Source organism: Stenotrophomonas sp. 93052_Sma (assembly GCF_056481145.1).
The window spans coordinates 1,640,728-1,660,530 of record NZ_CM151134.1 but is presented as its reverse complement, the minus strand read 5'-3'; the positions used below and the strand labels follow the sequence as shown (position 1 = coordinate 1,660,530).

The window sequence follows — 19,803 nt, the reverse complement described above, 5'->3', positions numbered from 1 at the left end:
CAGATCGTATCGGAATCGCCACCTTAATGGTCGACTGAACGGCGCCCTCTCCGCGCCCTCAAGCATCTTGTGCATGACGGATCACCACGAAGCCCTCCTCCGGCGCAGGTGCCACGAAGTGGCGGGTGATCTGATCGAAGGCTTCATCGCTGGCCTGGAACGGGTGCTCACCGCGTGCATTGCGGGCACGCAACCGCGCCTTGCAGATGGCGTCGGCAACATCGAGAAAATGCAGCTGGTGGGCAACACCGGCCGACTCGAACAGTTCTCGGCCCCATGCACGGGCGGCCCGCGTATTGAACGGAACGTCGAGCACGACCGAAACGCCGGCCTGCAGGATCGCGCATACATGCTGCGTCAGCGCTCCGCGCAGCGCGGCCGCGCGCTGCAGGTAATCGGCAACGGAGTGGATCTGGTCGGGATACAGCGCGGCCAGCCAGGCGTCCTCGCTGATCAGCACATGACGTGGCTGCGCCGCCAGCTGCTGCGACAGGGTGGATTTGCCGGCACCGATCTTGCCGCACACCAGGTGCAGGGTCGGCGCATTGTCGGTCGATGAAAGATGATGCATCTGCGTTCTCCTTGATGGATTCCAGTACCCGGGAGAGCGCCGCATGCAACCCGCCTTCCCGGGCGGGTTGCATGGCCGTGGCGACCGCGCGCTATCCCGCCTTCCCGTGGGGAATGCGGATAATCGACGCGGTGCTGTGCAGGACCATGCCGCCAGCGTAGAGCGCAGCCTGGCCGGCGGGCAATCCCCTGCGGCAGTGCAGCGCGCGCAAGGTTTTGCGGGGATCTATGCTCGGCGCGATTCCCGCATGGAATGACCACGATGCGACCCTTGCTTCGATGCGCCCTCGCCCTCGGCCTTCTGCTGCCTGCGGCATCGCTGCTGGCTGCGCCCCCCACGGCACCACGCATGCTCAGCGGTGAGCTGCAGGGCGCACCCTGGCGCCTGGACGTGCCGGCTGACTGGAACGGCGACCTGGTGATGCTGGCGCACGGCTACGAGCCGGTGGGCGTGCCACGCACTACGCCGATGACCGCCAATGACAGCACCGCAACGCTGCTGTCCGCAGGCTACGCCGTCGCGCAGAGTGCCTATGCGAGCCAGGGCTGGGCAGTGGCCGATGCGATCACCGACATGGAGCGCCTGCGCCAGCACGCGCTGGGCGAACTCAAGCGCGTGCGCCACACCTGGCTGCTCGGATTCTCGATGGGCGGCGCGGTGGCACTCGCCAGCCTCGAGCGCTACCCGCAGCACTACACGGGTGGCGTCTCGCTGTGCGGTGCCAATCTCAGTGGCGAACAGATCGCCGCAGATCTGCTGACCACGCTGGTCGCCTTCGATTACTTTTTCCCCAACGCTGCAGGCCTGCCGGCCACCGGACTGGCTTCGCATGAAGCGGCCGTGCTGCCGCAGGGAGTGCTCTATCAGGGCATCGCCGACGCGCTGCAACGGAATCCCCAGCATGCCGACATGCTCGCCAAGCGACTGCAGGTCGCTCCGGATGCACTGGCCGGGACAATCAGCCTGCACACGCTGGTCCTGCATGAACTGGCCACGCGCAGCGGCGGCATGCCGGCCGGCAACCTTGGTGTGGTGTACAGCGGATTCGGTGACGACGCCGCGTTCAATGCCGGCGTGCAGCGCATCGCTCCCGTGCCTGCGGCACAGGCCGATGTCCGCGCGAAGCTGGCACTGAGCGGCGCGTTGAAGCGACCGCTGGCGGTCCAGTTCAACAACAACGATCCCACCATCGTGCCGCACATGCAGGCGGTGTATCCGCAGATGGCCGCACAGGCCGGCGCGCGACCATTGCCGCGCGTGCTGCCGCCGGTGGGCGAAGGGCATTGTGGCTTTTCTGAAGCACAGGTTGTCGACGCCTTGAAGGCAATCCAGCGTTGAGCTCAACGTTTCGCAGCGCATCAGGGGCGCGCCATAAGGACTGCTATGGTGGCCGGGCCCATTGACGGGCACACAAAGGACTGACGTGATGATCAAGACGACCTTGAAGACCGTGATGTTCCTTGGCATGGCCGTGACCGGGCTGGCCTTCGCCGCAGGCCCCTGTGAATTCTGCAGCCAGCAGTACGAATATTGTCTGCGCGCAACTTCAGGCCCACTGGCCAAGACACCCGCAGAATGCCTGGCCCAGTACAAGATGTGCCGCGAAATGGATTGCCAGTCCTCCTGACCGGCATCCGGCCGGCTCCTGCGGGAGCCGGCTCAGCCGGCCACGCTGCCAAACGCTTACGATGCAGGGACCCGCGCAGCATCTGCCGCCTCCCCTCCCTGCTGACACAACGCATACGATGGCCTTCTTCGAACGACTGAGCGACACCCGCTACCTGCCGACCGAACACACGGGCGGCGCCTGGAACATCCGCGAACAACACATCGCACCTGCGATCGGGCTGCTGGCGCACCACCTGGAACGCGACGCCGCAGCGCGTGGGCACGGTTTTCTGATCGCGCGCCTGTCCTACGACATCCTCGGCACCATTCCGATCGAAGCGATGGAGGCCGACGTACAGGTGCTGCGCGGTGGTCGCACCATCGAACTGGTCGAAGCCACGCTGCGCCATGACGATCGCCCGGCGCTGCGCGCGCGTGCATGGCTGATGCGCCCGAACGATACGCAGGCCATCGCCGGCACGCCGATCACCGGCATTGCTCCGCCGGAATCAATGCCCGCGTGGGACCCAGGTACGGTCTGGCCAGGCGGTTTCATCAAGAGCGTGGAGATCCGCCGACATGATCAGGGGCCCGGCCGTGCCACCTACTGGGCGCGCGAAGCACGCGCTGCTGGACGGCGAGCCGGTCAGTCCGCTGGCCCGTGCCGCCACCCTGTTCGATCTGTCCAATGGCATGGCCGTGCGCGCCGATCCGAAGGAGGTCGCCTTCCCCAACCTCGATCTGACCGCGCACCTGTTCGGCATGCCCGAAGGCGAGTGGCTGGGCTTCGACACGTCGGTGTCGTTTGGCCACCAGGGTCTCGGCTTGACCAGCACCGTGCTGCACGATGCGCGCGGTCCGATCGGCATGCTCGGCCAGGCACTGACCGTACGCCCGTGACCCCAAAGGGCGGCGTCAGCCGCCCAGCGTACCCATGGTGAAGGTGTAGCCGGAGCTCATCAGGAATTCGCGCATGCGCATCTCCGCGCGCCGCGGTGAGGCGAGGTTGGCCGGTGCATACAGCGCGTAGACCACGCCCGCGCCTTCAATGGCTTCACGCCGCACGCCACAGTGGCGGGTCTCCGAAGCAATCACCCATCCATCCTTCAGCCGATCCGGTCCGATCGACTGGCCGTTCATCAGCCGAAACGTCAGCCAACGTACTTCCACAGAAGATTTGCTCATTGCCGGCATACCGCCAGCGTGCCGCGATCGTTCATGTCCTTGCTCGCCATTGCAGCTCCCTAAGACTTGGAACTCGACCATAGCGCCTTGCCATGTCGTGGGCGAATGAGACTGGAGGGGCCCTTATGTCGCCAGGCCGAACCGCGTCCACAGCGCTTCGCGCCCCGGCTGCGTCAGGCGCAGTTCGCGTCGACCCTCAACCCGCCGAAGCCAATCGTTCTTCACGAAGCTGTCCAGCATCGCCTCGCCGACCAGCCCGGCCAGATGCGGGCGCCGCTCGGTGCAGTCCAGGCATCCTCGGCAGTAGCGCGCAGGCTTGACCGTCACGGGAAGCCGCAGCAGCTCAGCCAGCGGCTGGCCGAGCTCCTGCAGGAACGCTGCGCCCTCCACACTCACCTGCCAATGCGCCTGGTGCGGGACCAGGTGCCCTGCCTGCAACAAGCGGTCGGTGATCGCCACCGCATGCACACCGGCCAGATGCCGGTAGCAGGAACGCGCCTGGCGCAACGCCGGCATGCTGCGTGATGCCTCAGCGGTGCAGGACGGCGTGCGGTCCGCAACGCGCAGGATGCCCTCCAGCATGTCGGCGACTTCGTCCGAGGCCAGCCGGTGATAGCGATGGCGCCCCTGCGCGACAGCGACCAGCAGGTCGCCCTCGACCAGCCTGCGCAGATGCGTGCTCGCCGTCTGCGGTGTTACCCCAGCCACGCGTGCCAGCTCCGTCGCGGTATACGCACGCCCATCCATCAACTGCAGCAGCATGGATGCGCGCGCCTGGTCGCCAACCAGGGCACCGACGCTGACAAGGGAACCGGAGGTGTGGACCATGCCCGCATTGTGGCACGCCGTTGCAGGCCGACAGTTCGATGCAGGCCGAAGCGTCGGCACCCGCTGCCACGGCACAGTGGCCACCCCGATAGTGCTAGGCCTGCCATGAATTCCGCTCCGATTCCCCGCCGCTGCATCACCCCTTCGGTCCTGTACCCGGGCACGCCTGTGTTGCTGATGACCACGCTGAACGACGACGGCAGCAGCAACATCAGTCCGTTGTCTTCGTTCTGGGCCCTGGGCAACCGGGTAGTGCTGGGCCTCGGCGTGCAGGGTCAGGGCTATCGCAACCTGCAGCTGCGCAGCGAGTGCGTACTGAACTTCCCATCCTCCGCGCAGGCCGCACAGGTCGAGGCCATCGCGCGCGCGACAGGCTGCGATCCGGTGCCCACTGCCAAACAGGCGATGGGCTACGTGCACGTCCGCGACAAGTTCGCGCTGGGGGGCTTCAGTGCGGTCGCCTCGACACACGTCGCACCAGAGGCGATTGCCGAGTGCCCGCTGCAGGTGGAAGTCAGCGTGATGGCGATGCACCCGCCCGCCGAAGATGACGGCCAGGGCTTCGTGATCGTCGAAGGACGGATCCGTTGCGTGCATGCGCACGAAGCGATCACCGTGGCTGGCACCCAGCACATCGATGTCGCCCACTGGAAACCGTTGATCTATCTGTTCCGCCACTACCTGAGCGTGGGTGAACCGGTTGGGCGCAACTTCCGCGCGCAGACGCCGGTCCACGATCCGGCGTAGAGCGGGTGATTCAAGGTGCCGGCGATGGTGGGTGGCTGGTCACTGAAATCCAGTACGACACCATGTCCACATAGCGGCCGTCGCGCTTCACCGCGCGCGGCTCGACGCCGGATTCGGTGAAACCCAGCGATTCATACAGCGCGCGCGCGGCGGCGTTGTCCGCCAGCACCGTGAGAGTGAGCGATTCAATGCCTTCCGCGCGCAGCCGCGAACGCGGCAAGAAGAAGTTGACGGGCGATACCCTGGCCACGATGGCCAGCACCCACATGGACACTGTGCACTTCCGCCGTATGCCGTCGCGCCAACCGCACCGGGCGTACGTAACGCAGGAAGCCCACCAGCATGCCGTCGACGAATGTGCCGAAGTAGCGCGTACCAGGATCGGCAAGCTGGGCGCGCATCACATCCGCCGAGTCATTCTGTGCCTCGGCCAGCGTGGACAGGAACGCAGCGGGCGACTCACGAAGCGCCTGCAACCGTGCCTGCCAGAGAATGTCGGCGTCGTCAGCACCGAGTTGCCGGATAAGCATGCGACACACCTGTGAGCTTGTTGATGCACAGGTGCCCAGCCTAGCGCGGGTCCACCTGATGCGGTGTGCATGCAAGAATGAAGTCAGCTCCTTCTTCATTCTCCGCCATGACTGAACTGCAGATTCCCCGCGTTGGATGCGGCGCCGTCGTCCGTGATGCCGACGGCCGCATCCTGCTGATCCAGCGCGGACGCGATCCGGAGCGCGGGCACTGGGGCCTGCCCGGCGGCAAAGTCGACTGGATGGAAACGGTGGAGGCTGCCGTGGTCCGCGAAACTCGCGAGGAGACGGCATTGGAAGTGACGCTGCTGCGCCTGCTGTGCGTGGCCGATCATTTCGAGCCGACACTTGCGCAGCACTGGGTCGCGCCGATCTTCGAGGCTCGGGCACCTGCCGGTGCCGAGGCCTCCATCCAGGAGCCGGGTGTGCAGACAGGGCTGGGCTGGTTCGCGCTGGATGCGCTGCCCCAGCCACTGACCCAGGCCACGGTGCAGGCGCTGGCCAGGCTGTAGCGGATATCGATCCGGACGCAGGTTAGCTGGCATCCAGACAAACAAAAAAGCCCTGACCGGAGTCAGGGCTTTTCAATTGGAGGCCTCAAGCGGAATCGAACCGCTGTAAACGGATTTGCAATCCGGTGCATAGCCACTCTGCCATGAGGCCAACGTACTGCACGCCAGGAACGGAGCCCTGACAAGACAAAACCCCATGATGGGGCCTGTCGGAACATGGAGCGGGAAACGAGACTCGAACTCGCGACCTCAACCTTGGCAAGGTTGCGCTCTACCAACTGAGCTATTCCCGCGTAAGCCGCCATGGTACCGGAAATCCGGAACACACACCAGCGATTTCACCTTTCTGACTGCGCGTAAAGCCTTGCGGCCCAACGTGCCCCGCCTTGCCGTGGCGGGAGAAAAACAAGGCCCCTACCGGGGCCCTGTAGAATCTGGAGCGGGAAACGAGACTCGAACTCGCGACCTCAACCTTGGCAAGGTTGCGCTCTACCAACTGAGCTATTCCCGCAGATTCCGTTCGACCTGCGTCGAAGGAGCGCTATTGTGTCCAAATTCCTTCACGCCGTCAACAGTCTTCACACGATGCGGTCATGGGCGTCCGCACTGGGGTACGCTGCCCCGCCCAGCCCCGTGCGCCCATGTTCCTTCGCGGCAAGCCCCTGTTGATCGCCCTGCTGCTGCATCTGCTGGTGGCCCTGCTGTACTGGGCACTGATTCCGCTGGGAATGAACTGGTATCGCGACCATTTCGGCTTCACCTCGCATCGCGACATCAGCTTGGGCATCGCGCAGTTCTACCTGTTCTGGATGTTCCTTGGCGCCCAGCCACTGATTGCGGTGCTGCGGCCGCTGTTCGCCAAGCTGTTGGTGCTGGCGGTTCCGCTGACGTTCGCGACCTGGACGCTGATGCACAACCACCCGCTGCGCCTGCTGTACTTCACTGTCGGACCTGGCCTGCTGGCGCTGGCCGCGATCGCCACATCGGTGTGCTATGCATCACGCAGCCGCCTGCCCGCTACCATGGACACCGCCGATGCCTAGACGTTACATCCGCCTGTTCTGGTTGCTGGTCGCGCTGACCTGGCTGGCGCTGATCGCCGCACTGGTCAATGCCGGCTTCACCCCGGACTACTGGTTGCTGCACCGCCTGGAAGGCGCCGAACTGCCCTACCCGACCAGCACTGTCATCGTGTTCGCGTTGCTGGGCACGGTAGAACTGGTCGTGGCCGCCTTGATCGTGCGGCCATGGAAACTGAAGCGACTGTGGCTGCGCCTGTTGATTGCCTTCGTTCTGCTGCTGGCGTGGTCGGTACCGTGGATGCTGTCGGCCATGCATCAGCCACCGGTGCACGGCATGCACCTGCTGTGGTTGCTGCTGCTGGACGTGGGACTGCTGCTGACGCTGTGCGTGGTGTCGCTGGTCAGCGTCCTGGGACGCATTTCCGGCAGGAAGAAGACCCCGACTGCGGTTCCTTAAGGCGCTGGATCCGAGGGCTTCACCGCTTCATTTTCGGATCTCTTGCATGGATTGCGGCAGGTCGATGCAGGAAGTTTAGGATCCGCCAGCGACGAACGCCTGCATCGTGCCCCTGCCCATCGCATTCCGTGCTCCCCCTTCCTTCTGGCTGCTGGCATCACTCATCTGGCTACTGCTAGTTGCCGCGCTCATCCATGCCGGCTTCAAGCCAGACTACTGGCAACTGCGTCACACCGAGTCCGGGACACTGCCCTATCCCATCGGCTCGGTGATCACGTTCGCGCTGATCGTCCTCGTGGAAATGACAGCGCTGGGCCTGGCTGTGCAGCCATGGCGGTTCCGCCGCCTGTGGCTGCGGATCCTGATCAGCCTCATTCCATGGCTGGGGTGGAACGTCCTATGGGGCTTGGCTGCCATGCATCAATCCCCCGTGCGCGACGTCCACTCGAACTGGCTGCTCGGCATGAGCGCCCTCCTGCTGCTTGCACTGCTCGTGGTTGTGCCGGCCTCGCTTTGGCCTAGCCTGCGACGTTGGCTCGGGAACTGAGGCCCGCGCCCTACTTCCGGAACTCCACCCGCACATGCTGGCCGAACCGCGCCTTGGCCGCGCCGTCGAACTCCAGCACGCACTCCACCACCTTGGCCACGCCACGCCCGGCGTCTTCAGGCAGGCGCGCCTGCGCGAACACCGGACTGATGCGCACCACGCGCGCGGGTGGCAGCGTGCCGGTGTTTTCGGCGCCATCGCTGTCCGGCACGACGGTGGCCTTCATGCCCACCTGCACGGCATCGGCATAGGCGGCGCTCAGTTCTGCACGCACCTGCAGCGGACGCGCCGGCAGCAGCGAGATCGCCGGCTTGCCAGCCTGCACGAAGGCGCCGAGGCCCGGCACCTGGCCGACCACGGTGCCGGCTTCCGGCGCGCTCAGCGACATCTGCTGCAATTTCAGTCTGGCGTGCTCCAGCTTGTGCTGGGCCATGTCGACCTGCGCACCGGCCACATCGACATCGGCGCGCACACCTGCCAGCTGCTGCTTGGCCGCATCGGCCTGCTGGTTGGACGACACGCCTTCGCTGGCGCCGGTGGACAGACGGGTGGCGTTGCGCTCCAGTTCGCGCAACTGCGCCTGGCTGCCCTTCAGGCGGTCGTTGGCCAGGGCCAGATCGGCGGTGGCCATCGCCACTTCCTGCTGCAGCAGGGCGCCATCCAGCGACAGCAGCAACTGTCCCTTCTTCACCGTGGCACCCTCCTTCACCGGCGCGGCGGTGATCGAGCCATCCACTGGCGGCGCCAGCGCGATCAGGCCACCCTCGACGTCGATGATGCCGCGCGCCACCGCGACCTTGCCGGCGGTGGCAGTGCCGGCTTTATCTGCAGGTGCTTGGGCAGGCGCGTCCTTGGAACAGGCGCCGAGCAGCAGCGCCGCGGACAGTACCAGGCTGAAGGGAAGCAGGTGCAACGTCTTGGTCATGGGGCGGACTCTACAGTTTCGTTCTGGCGGCGGTCATCACGGACCATGCCGTCTTCCATGGCGATCACCCGATCAGCATGCCGGATCAGGCGCGGATCGTGGCTCACGCACAACACGGTGGCGCCGTGCGCACGTGCGTAGCGATGCAGGATGTCGATCACGCGCTGGCCGTTCTCGGCGTCCAGCGCGCTGGTGGGTTCGTCGGCGAAGATCAGCGTCGGCGACTTGGCGGCAACTTGGCGAAGGCGCGCAACGGCCACGCGCTGCTTCTCACCTCCGGACAGCTGCGCCGGACGCATGTGGCTGCGGTGGCTGAGGCCCACCTCGTCCAATGCCTTGCGGGCCAGCGGTTCGCTTTCGCGATTGCTCATGCCGCGATAGCCCAGCGGCAGCTGCACCTGTTCCAGTGCGGTCAGTGCGGGGAACAGATTGAAACCCTGAAACACGAAGCCGACATGGTGCAGGCGGAAGCGCTCCACCTCGCTGCGCGTCATGTGGCCCACATCCTGCCCGAGCGCGTGCACGCGGCCGCCATCGGGCGCAGACAACCCAGACAGCAACGACAGCAGCGTGCTCTTGCCGCAACCGGATGGGCCCGATACCAGGGTCAGTTCACCGGGGTAGATGTCCAGCGACAGGCCGCGCAGCACCTGCACCTGCACATCGCCGGACATGAAACCCTTTTCCAGTGCGTCGGCCTGCAGGGTCGGGGCGACGGCGCGTATGGAAGTCATCGGCTGGTCCTCAACGCAGCAGCAACGATGGATCGGAGCGGACGACACTGCGTACCGCCATGATGCTCGACAGCATGGCCATCACCGCGACCAGCGCCACGCAACCGATGATCACCATCGGTGTCAGCTGTACCGGCACGCGCTGGGTCTGTGCGATCAACAACACCACGGTGCTGAACGCCGCCGCCAGCAACATGCCCACGCCGCCGATCAGCAGCGCCTGCTCGAACACCACCCGCGCCAGCGCATAGCGACCGGCACCGAGTGCGTTGAGCGTGGCGTACTCGCGCACCGAACCGGCCACCACCGAAGCAAACGACTGGTTGGTGATCACCGCGCCGACGAAGCAGACGATGACGGCCATGAACAGCACTGCGATGCCGGCACCGGTATCGAACAGCCAGTATTGCTGCGAGCGGCTGGCGAACTCCGGTGCCGTCCAGAACTCGACCGGCGTGGCCTGCCCCATCGACGTGGCCAGGCGGTCGCGCACACGGTCGGCCAGGTCCGGCGAACGCAGGCCCGCCACGAAATAGGTACTGCCCTCGTGCGGATCGGTACCCGCGATGGCGCGCGGTATCCAGCGACGCCAGCACGTTGACGCCACCAAGGCCACGCAGGCCCGGTTGTGCCGCGACCACGCGCACTGCCTTGCCATTGATCCACGCACGGTTGTTCTGCAGGTCCACGCCCAGCGTATCCAGATCGGCGCTATCGACGATCACCGCACCGGGTTCGCGCAGCTGCGCGGCGCAGGTCGGCGGGCAGGATGCGCGCGAACATCATCGCGTCGCCTTGGGTGGAGATGCCGGACAGATACACAGACACGTTACCGGTACCCTGCGCGCTGGAGCGCCATTCGCCATCGACCCACTCGTAGGGTTCGACGCGGGTGACATCCGGATCCATGCGCAGGTGGCTTTCCACATCCGCACTGATTGCATGGCCGTAGTTCACGCTCTGGGTGCCAGGGAAACCGGCCCAGATATCGGCGGAGGATGCCTTCACGTAGATCGCGGCGGTACCGAAGATACCCAGCACCAGCGCCGCCTGCACGATCAGCAGCACGCCAGCGAAGCACATCGCCAGCACTACCGGCAGAAACCGGCGCCACTCATAGGCCAGGGTCTTGCGGGCCAGCGCGATCATTGCTGTTCGCCCTCACCCTCAGCCGGCAGCGGTGCACCGCCAAGCGCGCGGTACAGCGAAGCAAACGCGAGCACGCGTGCGCCCTGCGCACCGATCAGATCAGCCTGCGAGGCGAGCGCGGCACGCTGCGTATCCAGGCCATCAAACTCACTGGACAGCCCCAGCTGCACCTGACGTGCCTGTCGCTTGACCTGCTGGCCGGCAACATCATTGGCCGCACGCAGCGACTGGATGCTGCTGTCCTGGCGCGCCAGGCTGCCCAGCGCGCCCTCCACTTCGCTCACGCCTTCCAGTACCGCCTTGCGGTAACCGAGCAGTGCAGCATCCAGCTGCTTTTCATCGGCATTGAAGCGCGCACGACGCTGGCCCCAATCCCACAGCGGGATATCGACGTACGGGCCGATCGAGGGACTGGAATCGGAGTTGGAGCGGGCGTTCTGGGTGAGGTTGTAGGCGTACAGGATCGAGCCACCAAGACTGACCCGCGGATACATCGCTGCACGTGCGGAGCCCTTGCTCGCCGCGGCCTGCATCACTTCAGATTCGGCCAGCAGAATCTGCGGGCGGTGGCGCAGCAGATCGGCCGGTACCTGCTGCAGCGAGAACGTGCCCAGCTTCGGCGGCGAGCGATAGGCGCGCCAAGCCGGATCCGGGCCATCACGGCCCAGCAACAATGCCAGCGCACGGGCGGCGTTGTCGGCGTTTTCCCGGGCTTGTGCGATGGCGGCGTGGGTGGCGGCCTGGCGTGCACGCAGGCGATCAAGTTCGCCAGGCTCATCCAGGCGCAGGCGCTGGCGGACCAGGGCCAGGTGCTCGCCGCGGTCATCCACCGATTGCTGGCGGCCCAGCAGGTCCTGCTGGGCCTGTGCAACGGTCAGGTCCAGATAGCTGCGCACCAAGTCGGCAATCACCGCCACCTGCGCGGCATTGCGCAGCGCCTCGGCATTGCCGGCCGAAGCCTGCGCGCTCAACTGCGCGCTCTCGGCGGCACCGAACAGGCCCAGGTCCCAGATCGCTTCGATGCCGGCATGGAAGTAGGTATCGACGGCGGCGGCGTCCTGCACCTGCTTGGCGCTGGCCGAGATTTCCGGCAGGAAACGCGAGTCGGAAGTGCCGGCGACGATCCGAACGGCCTGCAGGCGCAGCGTAGCCTGCTGCAGGTCCAGATTGCCGGCGATGGCCTGGTCGACCAGGCCATCCAGTGCCGGGTCGGACAGCACTTTCCACCACTGTCTGGCATCCACTGCCACGCCCTGGCCCTGCGGCACCTGGGTCCAGGTGCTGGGCGTGCGGTCAGGCAGGTCCGGAACAGGCACCGACATGCAACCGGCCAGGGCCAGGCTTGCCAACAACGCACCAGGGCGCAGCACTGCATGCAGGGAGAGTCGGTGCCCGGCCTTGGGCACTGCCACTGAAGTGATACGCCTGACCACCAGCCCGCCAACGTGTAGAAGGAGCATGAAGGCTACCGTGCGATTGTGGAGCGAACATGGAGAATTGGTCCGAAAAAGGTCACAGCACGCGTGCGGTTCAGGCAACGCCGACCCAGTCTTTCACTACGCTTTCAATGCGTTCCCGGCACGGAACACTGGACGACTTTCACAGCGCATTGCACATTGCGGCATTGTCTTGCTTCGATGCTGCCCGACCGTGAAACGCCCCCGCCGCTGGCTGCTGATTGGCTCGATCACGACAGCGACTGTCGGTGTGATCGTGCTCGTCCTGACCACCCCACTGGTCTCGAACGCCACGCTGCTACTGATGGAGCGCAGCAACTTCATTCCCGCCGAATCCTCGATCTTCACGTTCGAGCCGTATGCCATCAACCAGGGCTCGTCGAACTACTGGTTGTACGGGAAGGACCGGACCTACTACTACCACTTCACCTACGAAGATGACGCTCCCTACGTCTACATCCCGCAGGACAACCGCTGCCCCGGTTTCCACCGGCAGGATGCCCGGACCTGGTGCAGCGCCCTGCCCGGCAAGGCACGCTAGCGCGGCGGTGGTGCAACCGGTGTGACAAACGAAAAACGCCCCCTTGCGGGAGCGTTCTTCTTGAATCTGGAGCGGGAAACGAGACTCGAACTCGCGACCTCAACCTTGGCAAGGTTGCGCTCTACCAACTGAGCTATTCCCGCAGATTCCGTTCGACCTGCGTCGAAGGAGCGCTATTGTGTCGATATTGCTGCACGGCGTCAACAGGAATTTTCGCGTGCATTGTGGGGCGGCGTTCAGGCCCCCAGGACCGATACCTCAGGTTCGCAGGCCACGGCGATGGAAGTAGACCTGCTCGGCGATGCGCCGCGTGGTCGCCGTGTGCAGCAGTGCGTTGAGCGGCCAGTCGGCCTGCAGATGATCCATCGCCCAGCGCAGCAGGCGCTTGCCATGGAATGCCGGCGCCACCTGCCGCGCCACCCGTTCCGCTTCCGGCCCCTGGCCACGCAGATGACGGGCAATCGCCTCGCCGACCGCCCAGCCGTGCCGCCACGAGGAGTGGATGCCCCCGGCGGAGAGCGGCGAGACGATGCCCGCCGCGTCGCCGGTCAGGATCACGCGTTGGCCGGTGAACGGCCCATCCGGCCGGCCGCAGGGCACCAGCCCTGCGCGGGTGGCCGAGGGACGCGCCGAAGGCGGAATGCCGACCACATCGCGCACGTGCTCAAGAAAGCCATCGATATCAGGCGGCCGCACCTGGTTCGGGTCATGGCGCAGCGCCAATCCCACCTGCAGGCCGGTTGGATTCTGCGCGACCCAGCCGATGTAGCCCGGTGCAAAGCGCTTGCTGACGAAGCAATGGAGTGCGTCGCCCTGCGGCAACTGCAGACCGGCGAACTCACGTTCGACGCCGTAGAGGTTGTCAGGCACCTGGCCGAGCCCGGTGCGCTGGGCAACGCGTGAGCGTGCACCATCGGCACCGACCAGGTAGGCGCACCGCCCTGCCCCTTCCACCTGCCAGCCGTCACCACTGCGATGGGCGTCGGTGAAGGACTGCTGCAGGCGAAGGTCGACACCGTTCGCGCGCAGCTCGCTGGCTAGCCAGCGCATCAGGTTCGGCGTATCGGTAGTGAGGAAGTAATAGCCCGGCGCGGCCAACAACAGGCTGCGCAGGTTCGGCGCATACAGGCGCACATTGGCAACGCGTTGCACCAGGTGTTCGGGCATGCGCCCCAGCCAGGTCTGCTCCATCGCTTCCTTCACCACGATGCCGGTGGTGTGCAGGCGCTCGCCGGGATCTGCCTTGCGTTCGAGTACGCACACGCGCAGTCCATATTGGACAGCAGCCAACGCACAGGCGGCACCGGCGAAACTGGCGCCGACGATGACCACGTCGTGGTCGTAGGCGGAGGATTGATGAGGCATCGCGGCGTCACCCTTGGAACGAAGGATGCAGCATCCAACCTTCATGTGGTGGGGCGATGGGGCGACGGTGAAGTGGCAATGAAGCGCGTTGGACGCAAACGAAAAACGCCCCCTTGCGGGAGCGTTTTTCTTGAATCTGGAGCGGGAAACGAGACTCGAACTCGCGACCTCAACCTTGGCAAGGTTGCGCTCTACCAACTGAGCTATTCCCGCTTGGGAGGCGAAATTTTACCTATTCCAAGAATGGCGTCAAGCGCTTTTTCTCAGGGTCTGCGTGGCACCTTGCATTGCGTATCCACGCATGGCATGGATCTACTATGGCATCCCCGCAAACCGATGGATCCGCATCATCTGTGGATGCGGCATTTACAGTTGATCCACGCCATGCGTGGATAAACGCACCGATGGGGTCAGAGCCCATTCCTGAGGAAAGGGATCCGCCCCCAGGGCTCAGTTGCCCAGCTTCTTCTGCCGCGCACGCTCGCGCGCAGCGCGCTCGTCATCGCGCAGGCTCGGCCAGGCGGCGTGCAGGTATTGCAGGCCCGACCACAGGGTCAGCACGGCAGCAATGGCCAGGGTCCAGTCACCGATGTGGAACACCGGCCAGCCCATCCAGATGTCTTCCACCGGCACGTTCGGTGCCACCGAATACAGCAGGCAGAGCAGCGCGACCATCTGCGCCGTGGTCTTGACCTTGCCGATCATCGCCACGCGCACCTTGGCGCGCTGACCCAGCTCGGCCATCCATTCGCGCAGCGCCGACACCGCGATCTCACGACCAACGATCACCGCCGCCCAGAACGCCATCCACGGCGTCGGGTGACCCTGCACGATCAGGAACAGCGCCACCGCCACCATCAGCTTGTCCGCGACCGGGTCAAGGAAGGCGCCGAAGGCCGATTCCAGCTGGTAACGGCGTGCGATCCAGCCATCGAGCCAGTCGGTGATCGCGGCCAGGCCGAAGATCGCCGCCGAAGCGAAGTTGGTCCAGGTGTAGGGCAGGTAGAACACCAGCACCAGCACCGGGATCATCACGATCCGCAACAAGGTCAGCCAGGTGGGCAGGGTCAACTTCATGCTTGCGTGCTTCTCTCTCTACTCGGCCGGATCAGGCGTGGCCAACCCGTGCAGGTTAGCGTAGATACGTGCCGCGAGGGCGTCATTGATGCCTTCCACCTTGGCGATTTCCGCTTCACCAGCGGCTTTCAGGCCGACCAGGCCGCCGAAATGCTTGAGCAGGCTGGCGCGGCGGCGCGGCCCGATACCAGGGATGTCCTCCAGCTTGCTGGTCATCCGCGCCTTCTGGCGGCGGCCGCGGTGGCCGGTGATGGCGAAGCGGTGCGCCTCATCGCGCACCTGCTGGATGAACTGCAGCGCCGGATTGGCCGCGCCCGGGCGCAGCTCGCGGCCATCGGGCATCACCAGCGCTTCGTGGCCGGCGCGGCGTTCCACGCCCTTGGCCACGCCCACCAGCAACACGCCTTCCACGCCCAGGTCGGCCAGCGCGGCCTGGGCCTGGGCCAACTGGCCGGCGCCGCCGTCGATCAGCAGCACGTCCGGCAGCACGCCCTGCTCTTCCACCGCACGGCGGAAACGGCGGTCGATGGCCTGGCGCATGGCGGCATAGTCGTCGCCCGGCTCGATACCGCTGATGTTGAAGCGGCGGTACTGTGCGCGCACCGGACCGGCGGCGTCGAACACCACGCATGAGGCCACGGTGGCCTCACCCATGGTGTGGCTGATATCGAAACACTCAACACGCTTGACCGGCTCGGCCAGGCCCAGCATGTCGCGCAGTGCATCGCTGCGCGCGTGCTGCGCGTTGCGGCTGTTGAGTTCGGTCGCCAGGGTCAGCTGCGCGTTGCGGCTGGCCAGCTCCACGTAGCCGGCACGCTCGCCGCGCACGTTCCACTTCAGCTGTACCTTGCGCTCGGCCGAGGCCGACAGCGCGGCGACCAGCAGGTCGGCATCGGGAATCTCGCGGTCCAACAGGATCTCGCGCGGCGGCTCGAATTCGATGTAGTACTGCGAGACGAACGCGGCCAGCACTTCCTCCGGGCTCTCCTCGCCATTGGTACGCGGGAAGAACGGGCGGGTACCGAGGTTGCGGCCATCGCGGAAGGCCAGCAGCAGCACGCAGGCCTGCGAACCCTGCATGGCCACCGCCAGCACGTCCAGATCCGCAGCGCGCCCATCCACGTACTGGCGGGTCTGCATGCTGCGCAGTGAAGAAATCAGGTCGCGCAGGCGCGCGGCCTGCTCGAACTCCAGCGCCTCGCTGGCCGCCTGCATCTGCTCGCCCAGCTCGCGGGTCAGCTCGTCGCTCTTGCCTTCCAGGAACAATGCGGCGCGACGCACCGATTCGGCGTAGTCCGGCGCCGGCACCAGCTCCACACAGGGCGCGCTGCAGCGACCGATCTGGTACTGCAGGCACGGCCGCGAGCGGTTGCGGAACACGCTGTCCTCGCAGCTGCGCAGCTTGAACAGCTTGTGCATCAGGTTCAGCGTTTCGCGCACTGCGGTGACGCCGGGATACGGCCCGAAGTAGCGGCCGGGAATGGCGCGCGGGCCGCGATGCAGCGCGATGCGCGGCCAGTCCTCTCGGGTCAGCAGCACGTGCGGATAGGTCTTGTCGTCGCGCAACGAGACGTTGTAACGCGGCGACAGTGATTTGATCAGCTGGTTTTCCAGCAGCAGCGCCTCGGCTTCCGAGCGCGTCACGGTCACGTCCATGCGCGTGATCTGCGAGATCATCGACATGATCCGCGCGTTCTTCGGGCTGCCGTTGAAATAGCTGCCGACACGGTTGCGCAGCGCGCGCGCCTTGCCCACGTACAGCAACGTGTCGTCGGCGGCGTACATGCGGTACACGCCAGGGGCGGTACTGAGCTGGGCCGCGAAGGCCTTGCCGTCGAAGGCCGGGGCGGGAACGTCGGTCATTCGCTGATCGGGACTTCGCTGAGCACGCCGCTGTCCGGGTCGAATCGCAGCACGGCATGGGCGTCGGTCTCGGCGATCCACACCGCACCGGCGCCTACCGCCAACCCCGCCGGGCCATGCAGGCGTCGTGGCAACGGCTGGGTGGTCAGTTCGCCACCGCCCAGGCGCAGCGTGCGCAGGCGGCCGTTGCCGGTATCGGCAATCCACAACAGCGGCGCATCCGGACTCAGCGCGATGGCCTGTGGGAACTGCAGGCTGGCGTCCGAACGCGGACCGTCTTCGCAGCCGAAGCGCCACGGCCCCTGCCCGACCAAGGTCTGCACCAGATCGCCGCGCAACTGCAGCGCGCGGATCGAGGAACCCAGCGCATCGGCCACGTACAGCACCTGCTGCACCACGGCCAGCGCAGTCGGCTGGGCAAAGGCAGCCAGATGCCCGCTGCCATCACGCTCGTCGATGGAACCACTGCCCGCGCGCCATTGCAGGCTGCGCTGGCCCAGGTGGTAGCTCCAGATGCGGTTGTCGCCGGCCATGGCGATGTGCAGCTGGTTGTCGGCAATGGCCAGGCCGACAGGATGGTCCAGCGCAACCTGCCGCGCCTGCGCGACCGGGCCTTCCATCGGTGCACCGGGACGGCCGTTGCCGCACAGGGTATCGACGATCCCGGTCAGCAGGTTGATACGACGCACCGCGTGGTTGCCGGTGTCGGCGACGTACAGCGAATCGCGCTCCAGCACCAGCGCCTGCGGGCGGTGGAACGCGGCTTCGGCGAGGTTGCCGTCCATGAAATCGGCGGTGCCCAGCCCGAACTGGCGAAGGATGCGGCCACCATGGCTGCATTCGAGGATGCGGTGATGGCCGCTGTCGGCGATGTACAGGCGTTCGGTACTGACTGCCAGGCCCAGCGGGAAGCGCAGCGCCTGGCGGGGTTCCGGGTGCAGTTCGCTGCCGCCACGCGGCGGCGCCGACGGTGCGCCTTCGCACAGCGCGTTCAAGGCACGCTCCAGCTCACCGGGGGCGCCTTGCCCGACCAGCCGTTGCTGTTCGCGGCCCTGCGCATCCAGCAGCACCAGGGTCGGCCAGGCGGTGATGCCGAAGCGGCGCCAGCCATCCCAGTCGGCATCAAGCAGCACCGGCATCGTCAGGCCCTGGCGACGCAGCAGCTTCAATGCGGCGCCGGCCTCGCGTTCGAAATCGAAGCGCGGCACCTGCAGCACCAGTGGCTGCAGCTTGCCGGGGTGGCGCGACAGCCATTGGCCGAACTCGGCCAGGCGTTGCGCGCTCCAGGCGGAGGCGGCGTTGACAAACAACAGCGCCACCGGCCGACCGCGCAGTTCGGTCAGGGTGCAGGGGGTGGCATTGAGCCAGGTGGCGAACTCGGGCAGGTCCGGGACGGGCTGGACGTTCATGGCCCGATTATGCCGGAGTCGGCGTCATGCAACAGTCGTGCCACGGCACGTTTTGCAGCATCGTCGACCAATGTCCAGACCTGTTCGAAATGCTCACTGCCGCCGGTGTACGGGTCCGGGATCGCCCCCCTTCCCTGCCCGCCGGTCCACGGCAGGTACAACGCCAGGCGTTCGCGCTGGGCGGGTGTGACCAGGCGGCCCGCATCGCGCAGGTTGGCCTCATCGGCGCACAGGATCCAGTCGAAGCGGTCGAAATCCGCGACCTGCAGCTGGCGCGCGCAGGCCGCCGATGTCCACGCCATGCCCGGCCGCGCAGGCGATCGCTCGCCGGTCCGGTGGCTCGCCCACATGCCAGTCGCCGGTGCCGGCCGAATCGACCTGCACCCGACCAGCCAGCGGCGAGGCGTCCAGGCGCGCGCGCAGCGCACCTTCGGCCATCGGCGAACGGCAGATGTTGCCGAGGCAGACGACCAGCAGCTTCATCGGGCAGCCAGCGTCTGCAGCAATGCTTCGGCGCGTTCCAGGTCCTCGGGCGTGTCGATGCCCGGCGGGAACGGTTCGGGCGAGATCGCCACGCTGATCGGGAAACCCGCTTCCAGCACGCGCAGCTGTTCCAGCGATTCGATCTGCTCCAGCTGGCCCGGCGGCATCGCCGCGAACTGCTGCAGGAAACCGGCGCGATAGCCGTAGATGCCGATGTGGCGCAGCCAGTTGTGACCGGCCGGCAGCGTGTCACGGCTGCGTGCAAAGCCATCGCGGTGCCAGGCGATCGGGGCGCGGCTGAAGTACATCGCCTCGTTGCGCACGTTGCGCACCAGCTTCACCACGTTCGGGTCGAACAGGGTATGCGCGTCTTCGACGGTCGTGGCGAGGGTCGACATCGGCGCATTGCCTTCAACCAGTGCCTGGGCCACCGCGCGGATACCCGCCGCCGGCGCGAACGGCTCGTCGCCCTGCAGGTTGACCACGACGGTGTCATCGGCCCAGCCGGCGATGCGCGCGCACTCGGCCAGGCGGTCGGTACCGGAGGCATGCGAGGTGGCGGTCATCGCCACCTTCACTTCGGCCAGACCGGACAGTGCGTCGGCAATGCGTTGATCGTCGGTAGCGACCCAGACCTCGCCGGCACCGGCCTGCAGCGCGCGACGCGCCACCTGCAGCACCAGCGGCTCACCGCCCAGCGGGCGCAGCGGCTTGCCCGACAGCCGCGAGGCGGCATAGCGGGCCGGGATGGCGACGACGAATTCGGTCATGGGGCGGTACTCGGCAGGCTCGT

The 19,803-nt window shown here is 66.2% G+C and carries 22 protein-coding genes, 5 tRNA genes and 3 pseudogenes; 10 read left to right on the top strand and 20 right to left on the bottom strand.

What is annotated here, in order from left to right; all coding sequences use genetic code 11:
• Positions 1 to 58 precede the first annotated feature (58 nt).
• On the bottom strand, positions 59 to 571 hold the full coding sequence (locus tag ACZK2V_RS07825) for a P-loop nucleotide/nucleoside kinase family protein (protein WP_486323086.1): 513 nt from the start codon (positions 569 to 571) through the stop codon (positions 59 to 61).
• A gap of 261 nt (positions 572 to 832) precedes the next feature.
• Here ACZK2V_RS07825 and ACZK2V_RS07820 point away from each other — a divergent pair, with 261 nt between their 5' ends.
• From ACZK2V_RS07820 to ACZK2V_RS07805, 4 genes and pseudogenes are all read left to right on the top strand, one after another.
• Positions 833 to 1,909 carry an alpha/beta hydrolase family protein gene (locus tag ACZK2V_RS07820; protein ID WP_486323085.1) on the top strand — a complete coding sequence of 359 codons (1,077 nt, stop codon included), beginning with the start codon at positions 833 to 835 and terminating at the stop codon, positions 1,907 to 1,909.
• An 88-nt stretch (positions 1,910 to 1,997) separates the two neighbouring features.
• Positions 1,998 to 2,198, top strand: coding sequence for a hypothetical protein (locus ACZK2V_RS07815; protein WP_032128925.1), 201 nt, complete (start codon positions 1,998 to 2,000; stop codon positions 2,196 to 2,198).
• A 61-nt stretch (positions 2,199 to 2,259) separates the two neighbouring features.
• A pseudogene (locus ACZK2V_RS07810) lies at positions 2,260 to 2,568 on the top strand (hypothetical protein); the annotation flags it as partial.
• A gap of 190 nt (positions 2,569 to 2,758) precedes the next feature.
• The gene (locus tag ACZK2V_RS07805; protein ID WP_486323084.1) at positions 2,759 to 3,079 is read left to right on the top strand and encodes a hypothetical protein; all 321 of its coding nucleotides are present in this window, start codon (positions 2,759 to 2,761) and stop codon (positions 3,077 to 3,079) included.
• A 15-nt stretch (positions 3,080 to 3,094) separates the two neighbouring features.
• On the opposite strand, the gene ACZK2V_RS07800 is transcribed toward ACZK2V_RS07805, so the two are convergent.
• Together ACZK2V_RS07800 and ACZK2V_RS07795 are read right to left on the bottom strand one after the other, a co-directional pair.
• The gene (locus ACZK2V_RS07800) at positions 3,095 to 3,364 is read right to left on the bottom strand and encodes a hypothetical protein (protein WP_032128923.1); all 270 of its coding nucleotides are present in this window, start codon (positions 3,362 to 3,364) and stop codon (positions 3,095 to 3,097) included.
• A 123-nt stretch (positions 3,365 to 3,487) separates the two neighbouring features.
• Positions 3,488 to 4,192, bottom strand: coding sequence for an ArsR/SmtB family transcription factor (locus ACZK2V_RS07795; protein WP_293792559.1), 705 nt, complete (start codon positions 4,190 to 4,192; stop codon positions 3,488 to 3,490).
• Positions 4,193 to 4,297: 105 nt separating this feature from the next.
• Here ACZK2V_RS07795 and ACZK2V_RS07790 point away from each other — a divergent pair, with 105 nt between their 5' ends.
• Positions 4,298 to 4,939, top strand: a complete 642-nt coding sequence (locus tag ACZK2V_RS07790; RefSeq protein WP_121503776.1) for a flavin reductase — start codon at positions 4,298 to 4,300, stop codon at positions 4,937 to 4,939.
• A 10-nt stretch (positions 4,940 to 4,949) separates the two neighbouring features.
• Here the strand turns inward: ACZK2V_RS07790 and ACZK2V_RS07785 are convergent, their stop codons facing one another.
• Entirely contained in the window at positions 4,950 to 5,159 is a 210-nt protein-coding gene (locus ACZK2V_RS07785; protein ID WP_486323083.1) for an N-acetyltransferase family protein, read from the bottom strand.
• Complete coding sequence (locus ACZK2V_RS07780; RefSeq protein ID WP_486323082.1) at positions 5,125 to 5,469, bottom strand: N-acetyltransferase family protein; 345 nt, start codon at positions 5,467 to 5,469, stop codon at positions 5,125 to 5,127. The genes ACZK2V_RS07785 and ACZK2V_RS07780 overlap by 35 nt, the downstream gene beginning before the upstream one ends.
• Before the next feature lie 107 nt (positions 5,470 to 5,576).
• On the opposite strand from ACZK2V_RS07780, the gene ACZK2V_RS07775 reads away from it, so the two are divergent.
• Positions 5,577 to 5,981, top strand: a complete 405-nt coding sequence (locus ACZK2V_RS07775; protein WP_032128919.1) for an NUDIX hydrolase — start codon at positions 5,577 to 5,579, stop codon at positions 5,979 to 5,981.
• Between the two features lie 77 nt (positions 5,982 to 6,058).
• Here ACZK2V_RS07775 and ACZK2V_RS07770 read toward each other — a convergent pair.
• From ACZK2V_RS07770 to ACZK2V_RS07760, 3 genes are all read right to left on the bottom strand, one after another.
• Positions 6,059 to 6,132 (bottom strand) — tRNA-Cys (locus tag ACZK2V_RS07770).
• Between the two features lie 66 nt (positions 6,133 to 6,198).
• Positions 6,199 to 6,274: transfer RNA gene (locus ACZK2V_RS07765), tRNA-Gly, on the bottom strand.
• A 142-nt stretch (positions 6,275 to 6,416) separates the two neighbouring features.
• Positions 6,417 to 6,492, bottom strand: a tRNA-Gly gene (locus tag ACZK2V_RS07760).
• A 130-nt stretch (positions 6,493 to 6,622) separates the two neighbouring features.
• Between ACZK2V_RS07760 and ACZK2V_RS07755 the strand changes: the two genes are divergently transcribed.
• The 3 genes from ACZK2V_RS07755 (at position 6,623) to ACZK2V_RS07745 (ending at position 8,007) form a co-directional block, all read left to right on the top strand.
• On the top strand, positions 6,623 to 7,024 hold the full coding sequence (locus tag ACZK2V_RS07755; protein ID WP_032128918.1) for a hypothetical protein: 402 nt from the start codon (positions 6,623 to 6,625) through the stop codon (positions 7,022 to 7,024).
• A complete protein-coding gene (locus ACZK2V_RS07750; protein WP_486323081.1) occupies positions 7,017 to 7,460 on the top strand; it encodes a hypothetical protein in 444 nt (147 codons plus the stop codon). The genes ACZK2V_RS07755 and ACZK2V_RS07750 overlap by 8 nt, the downstream gene beginning before the upstream one ends.
• Positions 7,461 to 7,566: 106 nt before the next feature.
• Entirely contained in the window at positions 7,567 to 8,007 is a 441-nt protein-coding gene (locus ACZK2V_RS07745) for a hypothetical protein (protein ID WP_236494412.1), read from the top strand.
• Positions 8,008 to 8,017: 10 nt separating this feature from the next.
• On the opposite strand, the gene ACZK2V_RS07740 is transcribed toward ACZK2V_RS07745, so the two are convergent.
• From ACZK2V_RS07740 to ACZK2V_RS07725, 4 genes and pseudogenes are all read right to left on the bottom strand, one after another.
• The gene (locus tag ACZK2V_RS07740) at positions 8,018 to 8,932 is read right to left on the bottom strand and encodes an HlyD family secretion protein (protein ID WP_201118676.1); all 915 of its coding nucleotides are present in this window, start codon (positions 8,930 to 8,932) and stop codon (positions 8,018 to 8,020) included.
• On the bottom strand, positions 8,929 to 9,666 hold the full coding sequence (locus tag ACZK2V_RS07735) for an ABC transporter ATP-binding protein (protein WP_486323080.1): 738 nt from the start codon (positions 9,664 to 9,666) through the stop codon (positions 8,929 to 8,931). Before ACZK2V_RS07735 ends, ACZK2V_RS07740 begins: the two co-directional genes overlap by 4 nt.
• A 10-nt stretch (positions 9,667 to 9,676) precedes the next feature.
• A pseudogene (locus ACZK2V_RS07730) lies at positions 9,677 to 10,815 on the bottom strand (ABC transporter permease).
• A complete protein-coding gene (locus ACZK2V_RS07725) occupies positions 10,812 to 12,275 on the bottom strand; it encodes an efflux transporter outer membrane subunit (RefSeq protein ID WP_486323079.1) in 1,464 nt (487 codons plus the stop codon). The pseudogene ACZK2V_RS07730 and the gene ACZK2V_RS07725 overlap by 4 nt, the downstream one beginning before the upstream one ends.
• A 190-nt stretch (positions 12,276 to 12,465) precedes the next feature.
• Between ACZK2V_RS07725 and ACZK2V_RS07720 the strand changes: the two genes are divergently transcribed.
• Positions 12,466 to 12,813 (top strand): hypothetical protein, encoded by a 348-nt coding sequence (locus tag ACZK2V_RS07720; protein WP_050509834.1) that lies wholly within the window; start codon positions 12,466 to 12,468, stop codon positions 12,811 to 12,813.
• A gap of 67 nt (positions 12,814 to 12,880) precedes the next feature.
• Here the strand turns inward: ACZK2V_RS07720 and ACZK2V_RS07715 are convergent.
• The 8 genes and pseudogenes from ACZK2V_RS07715 to kdsB form a co-directional block, all read right to left on the bottom strand.
• Positions 12,881 to 12,956: transfer RNA gene (locus tag ACZK2V_RS07715), tRNA-Gly, on the bottom strand.
• A 115-nt stretch (positions 12,957 to 13,071) separates the two neighbouring features.
• Positions 13,072 to 14,178 carry an NAD(P)/FAD-dependent oxidoreductase gene (locus ACZK2V_RS07710; RefSeq protein ID WP_486323078.1) on the bottom strand — a complete coding sequence of 369 codons (1,107 nt, stop codon included), beginning with the start codon at positions 14,176 to 14,178 and terminating at the stop codon, positions 13,072 to 13,074.
• 137 nt (positions 14,179 to 14,315) lie between these two features.
• A tRNA-Gly gene (locus ACZK2V_RS07705) sits at positions 14,316 to 14,391 on the bottom strand.
• Between the two features lie 237 nt (positions 14,392 to 14,628).
• A complete protein-coding gene (gene pgsA / locus ACZK2V_RS07700; RefSeq protein ID WP_012510614.1) occupies positions 14,629 to 15,255 on the bottom strand; it encodes a CDP-diacylglycerol--glycerol-3-phosphate 3-phosphatidyltransferase in 627 nt (208 codons plus the stop codon).
• A gap of 18 nt (positions 15,256 to 15,273) precedes the next feature.
• Positions 15,274 to 17,118: an excinuclease ABC subunit UvrC gene (gene uvrC / locus ACZK2V_RS07695; RefSeq protein ID WP_486323077.1), complete on the bottom strand. Its 1,845-nt coding sequence runs from the start codon at positions 17,116 to 17,118 to the stop codon at positions 15,274 to 15,276.
• The gene (locus ACZK2V_RS07690; RefSeq protein WP_197655532.1) at positions 17,115 to 18,527 is read right to left on the bottom strand and encodes a hypothetical protein; all 1,413 of its coding nucleotides are present in this window, start codon (positions 18,525 to 18,527) and stop codon (positions 17,115 to 17,117) included. The genes uvrC and ACZK2V_RS07690 overlap by 4 nt, the downstream gene beginning before the upstream one ends.
• 110 nt (positions 18,528 to 18,637) lie before the next feature.
• Positions 18,638 to 18,965 (bottom strand): annotated as a pseudogene (locus tag ACZK2V_RS07685) (arsenate reductase/protein-tyrosine-phosphatase family protein); the annotation flags it as partial.
• A gap of 41 nt (positions 18,966 to 19,006) precedes the next feature.
• Positions 19,007 to 19,780 (bottom strand): 3-deoxy-manno-octulosonate cytidylyltransferase, encoded by a 774-nt coding sequence (kdsB, locus tag ACZK2V_RS07680; protein WP_486323076.1) that lies wholly within the window; start codon positions 19,778 to 19,780, stop codon positions 19,007 to 19,009.
• Positions 19,781 to 19,803 lie beyond the last annotated feature (23 nt).

Coding starts and splice junctions, on each gene's coding strand:
- ACZK2V_RS07825 (WP_486323086.1), bottom strand. CDS start 571: ATGCATCATCTTTCATCGACCGACAATGCGCCGACCCTGCACCTGGTG.
- ACZK2V_RS07820 (WP_486323085.1), top strand. CDS start 833: ATGCGACCCTTGCTTCGATGCGCCCTCGCCCTCGGCCTTCTGCTGCCT.
- ACZK2V_RS07815 (WP_032128925.1), top strand. CDS start 1,998: ATGATCAAGACGACCTTGAAGACCGTGATGTTCCTTGGCATGGCCGTG.
- ACZK2V_RS07805 (WP_486323084.1), top strand. CDS start 2,759: ATGATCAGGGGCCCGGCCGTGCCACCTACTGGGCGCGCGAAGCACGCG.
- ACZK2V_RS07800 (WP_032128923.1), bottom strand. CDS start 3,364: ATGAGCAAATCTTCTGTGGAAGTACGTTGGCTGACGTTTCGGCTGATG.
- ACZK2V_RS07795 (WP_293792559.1), bottom strand. CDS start 4,192: ATGGTCCACACCTCCGGTTCCCTTGTCAGCGTCGGTGCCCTGGTTGGC.
- ACZK2V_RS07790 (WP_121503776.1), top strand. CDS start 4,298: ATGAATTCCGCTCCGATTCCCCGCCGCTGCATCACCCCTTCGGTCCTG.
- ACZK2V_RS07780 (WP_486323082.1), bottom strand. CDS start 5,469: ATGCTTATCCGGCAACTCGGTGCTGACGACGCCGACATTCTCTGGCAG.
- ACZK2V_RS07775 (WP_032128919.1), top strand. CDS start 5,577: ATGACTGAACTGCAGATTCCCCGCGTTGGATGCGGCGCCGTCGTCCGT.
- ACZK2V_RS07755 (WP_032128918.1), top strand. CDS start 6,623: ATGTTCCTTCGCGGCAAGCCCCTGTTGATCGCCCTGCTGCTGCATCTG.
- ACZK2V_RS07750 (WP_486323081.1), top strand. CDS start 7,017: ATGCCTAGACGTTACATCCGCCTGTTCTGGTTGCTGGTCGCGCTGACC.
- ACZK2V_RS07740 (WP_201118676.1), bottom strand. CDS start 8,932: ATGACCAAGACGTTGCACCTGCTTCCCTTCAGCCTGGTACTGTCCGCG.
- ACZK2V_RS07735 (WP_486323080.1), bottom strand. CDS start 9,666: ATGACTTCCATACGCGCCGTCGCCCCGACCCTGCAGGCCGACGCACTG.
- ACZK2V_RS07725 (WP_486323079.1), bottom strand. CDS start 12,275: ATGCTCCTTCTACACGTTGGCGGGCTGGTGGTCAGGCGTATCACTTCA.
- ACZK2V_RS07710 (WP_486323078.1), bottom strand. CDS start 14,178: ATGCCTCATCAATCCTCCGCCTACGACCACGACGTGGTCATCGTCGGC.
- pgsA (WP_012510614.1), bottom strand. CDS start 15,255: ATGAAGTTGACCCTGCCCACCTGGCTGACCTTGTTGCGGATCGTGATG.
- uvrC (WP_486323077.1), bottom strand. CDS start 17,118: ATGACCGACGTTCCCGCCCCGGCCTTCGACGGCAAGGCCTTCGCGGCC.
- ACZK2V_RS07690 (WP_197655532.1), bottom strand. CDS start 18,527: ATGAACGTCCAGCCCGTCCCGGACCTGCCCGAGTTCGCCACCTGGCTC.
- kdsB (WP_486323076.1), bottom strand. CDS start 19,780: ATGACCGAATTCGTCGTCGCCATCCCGGCCCGCTATGCCGCCTCGCGG.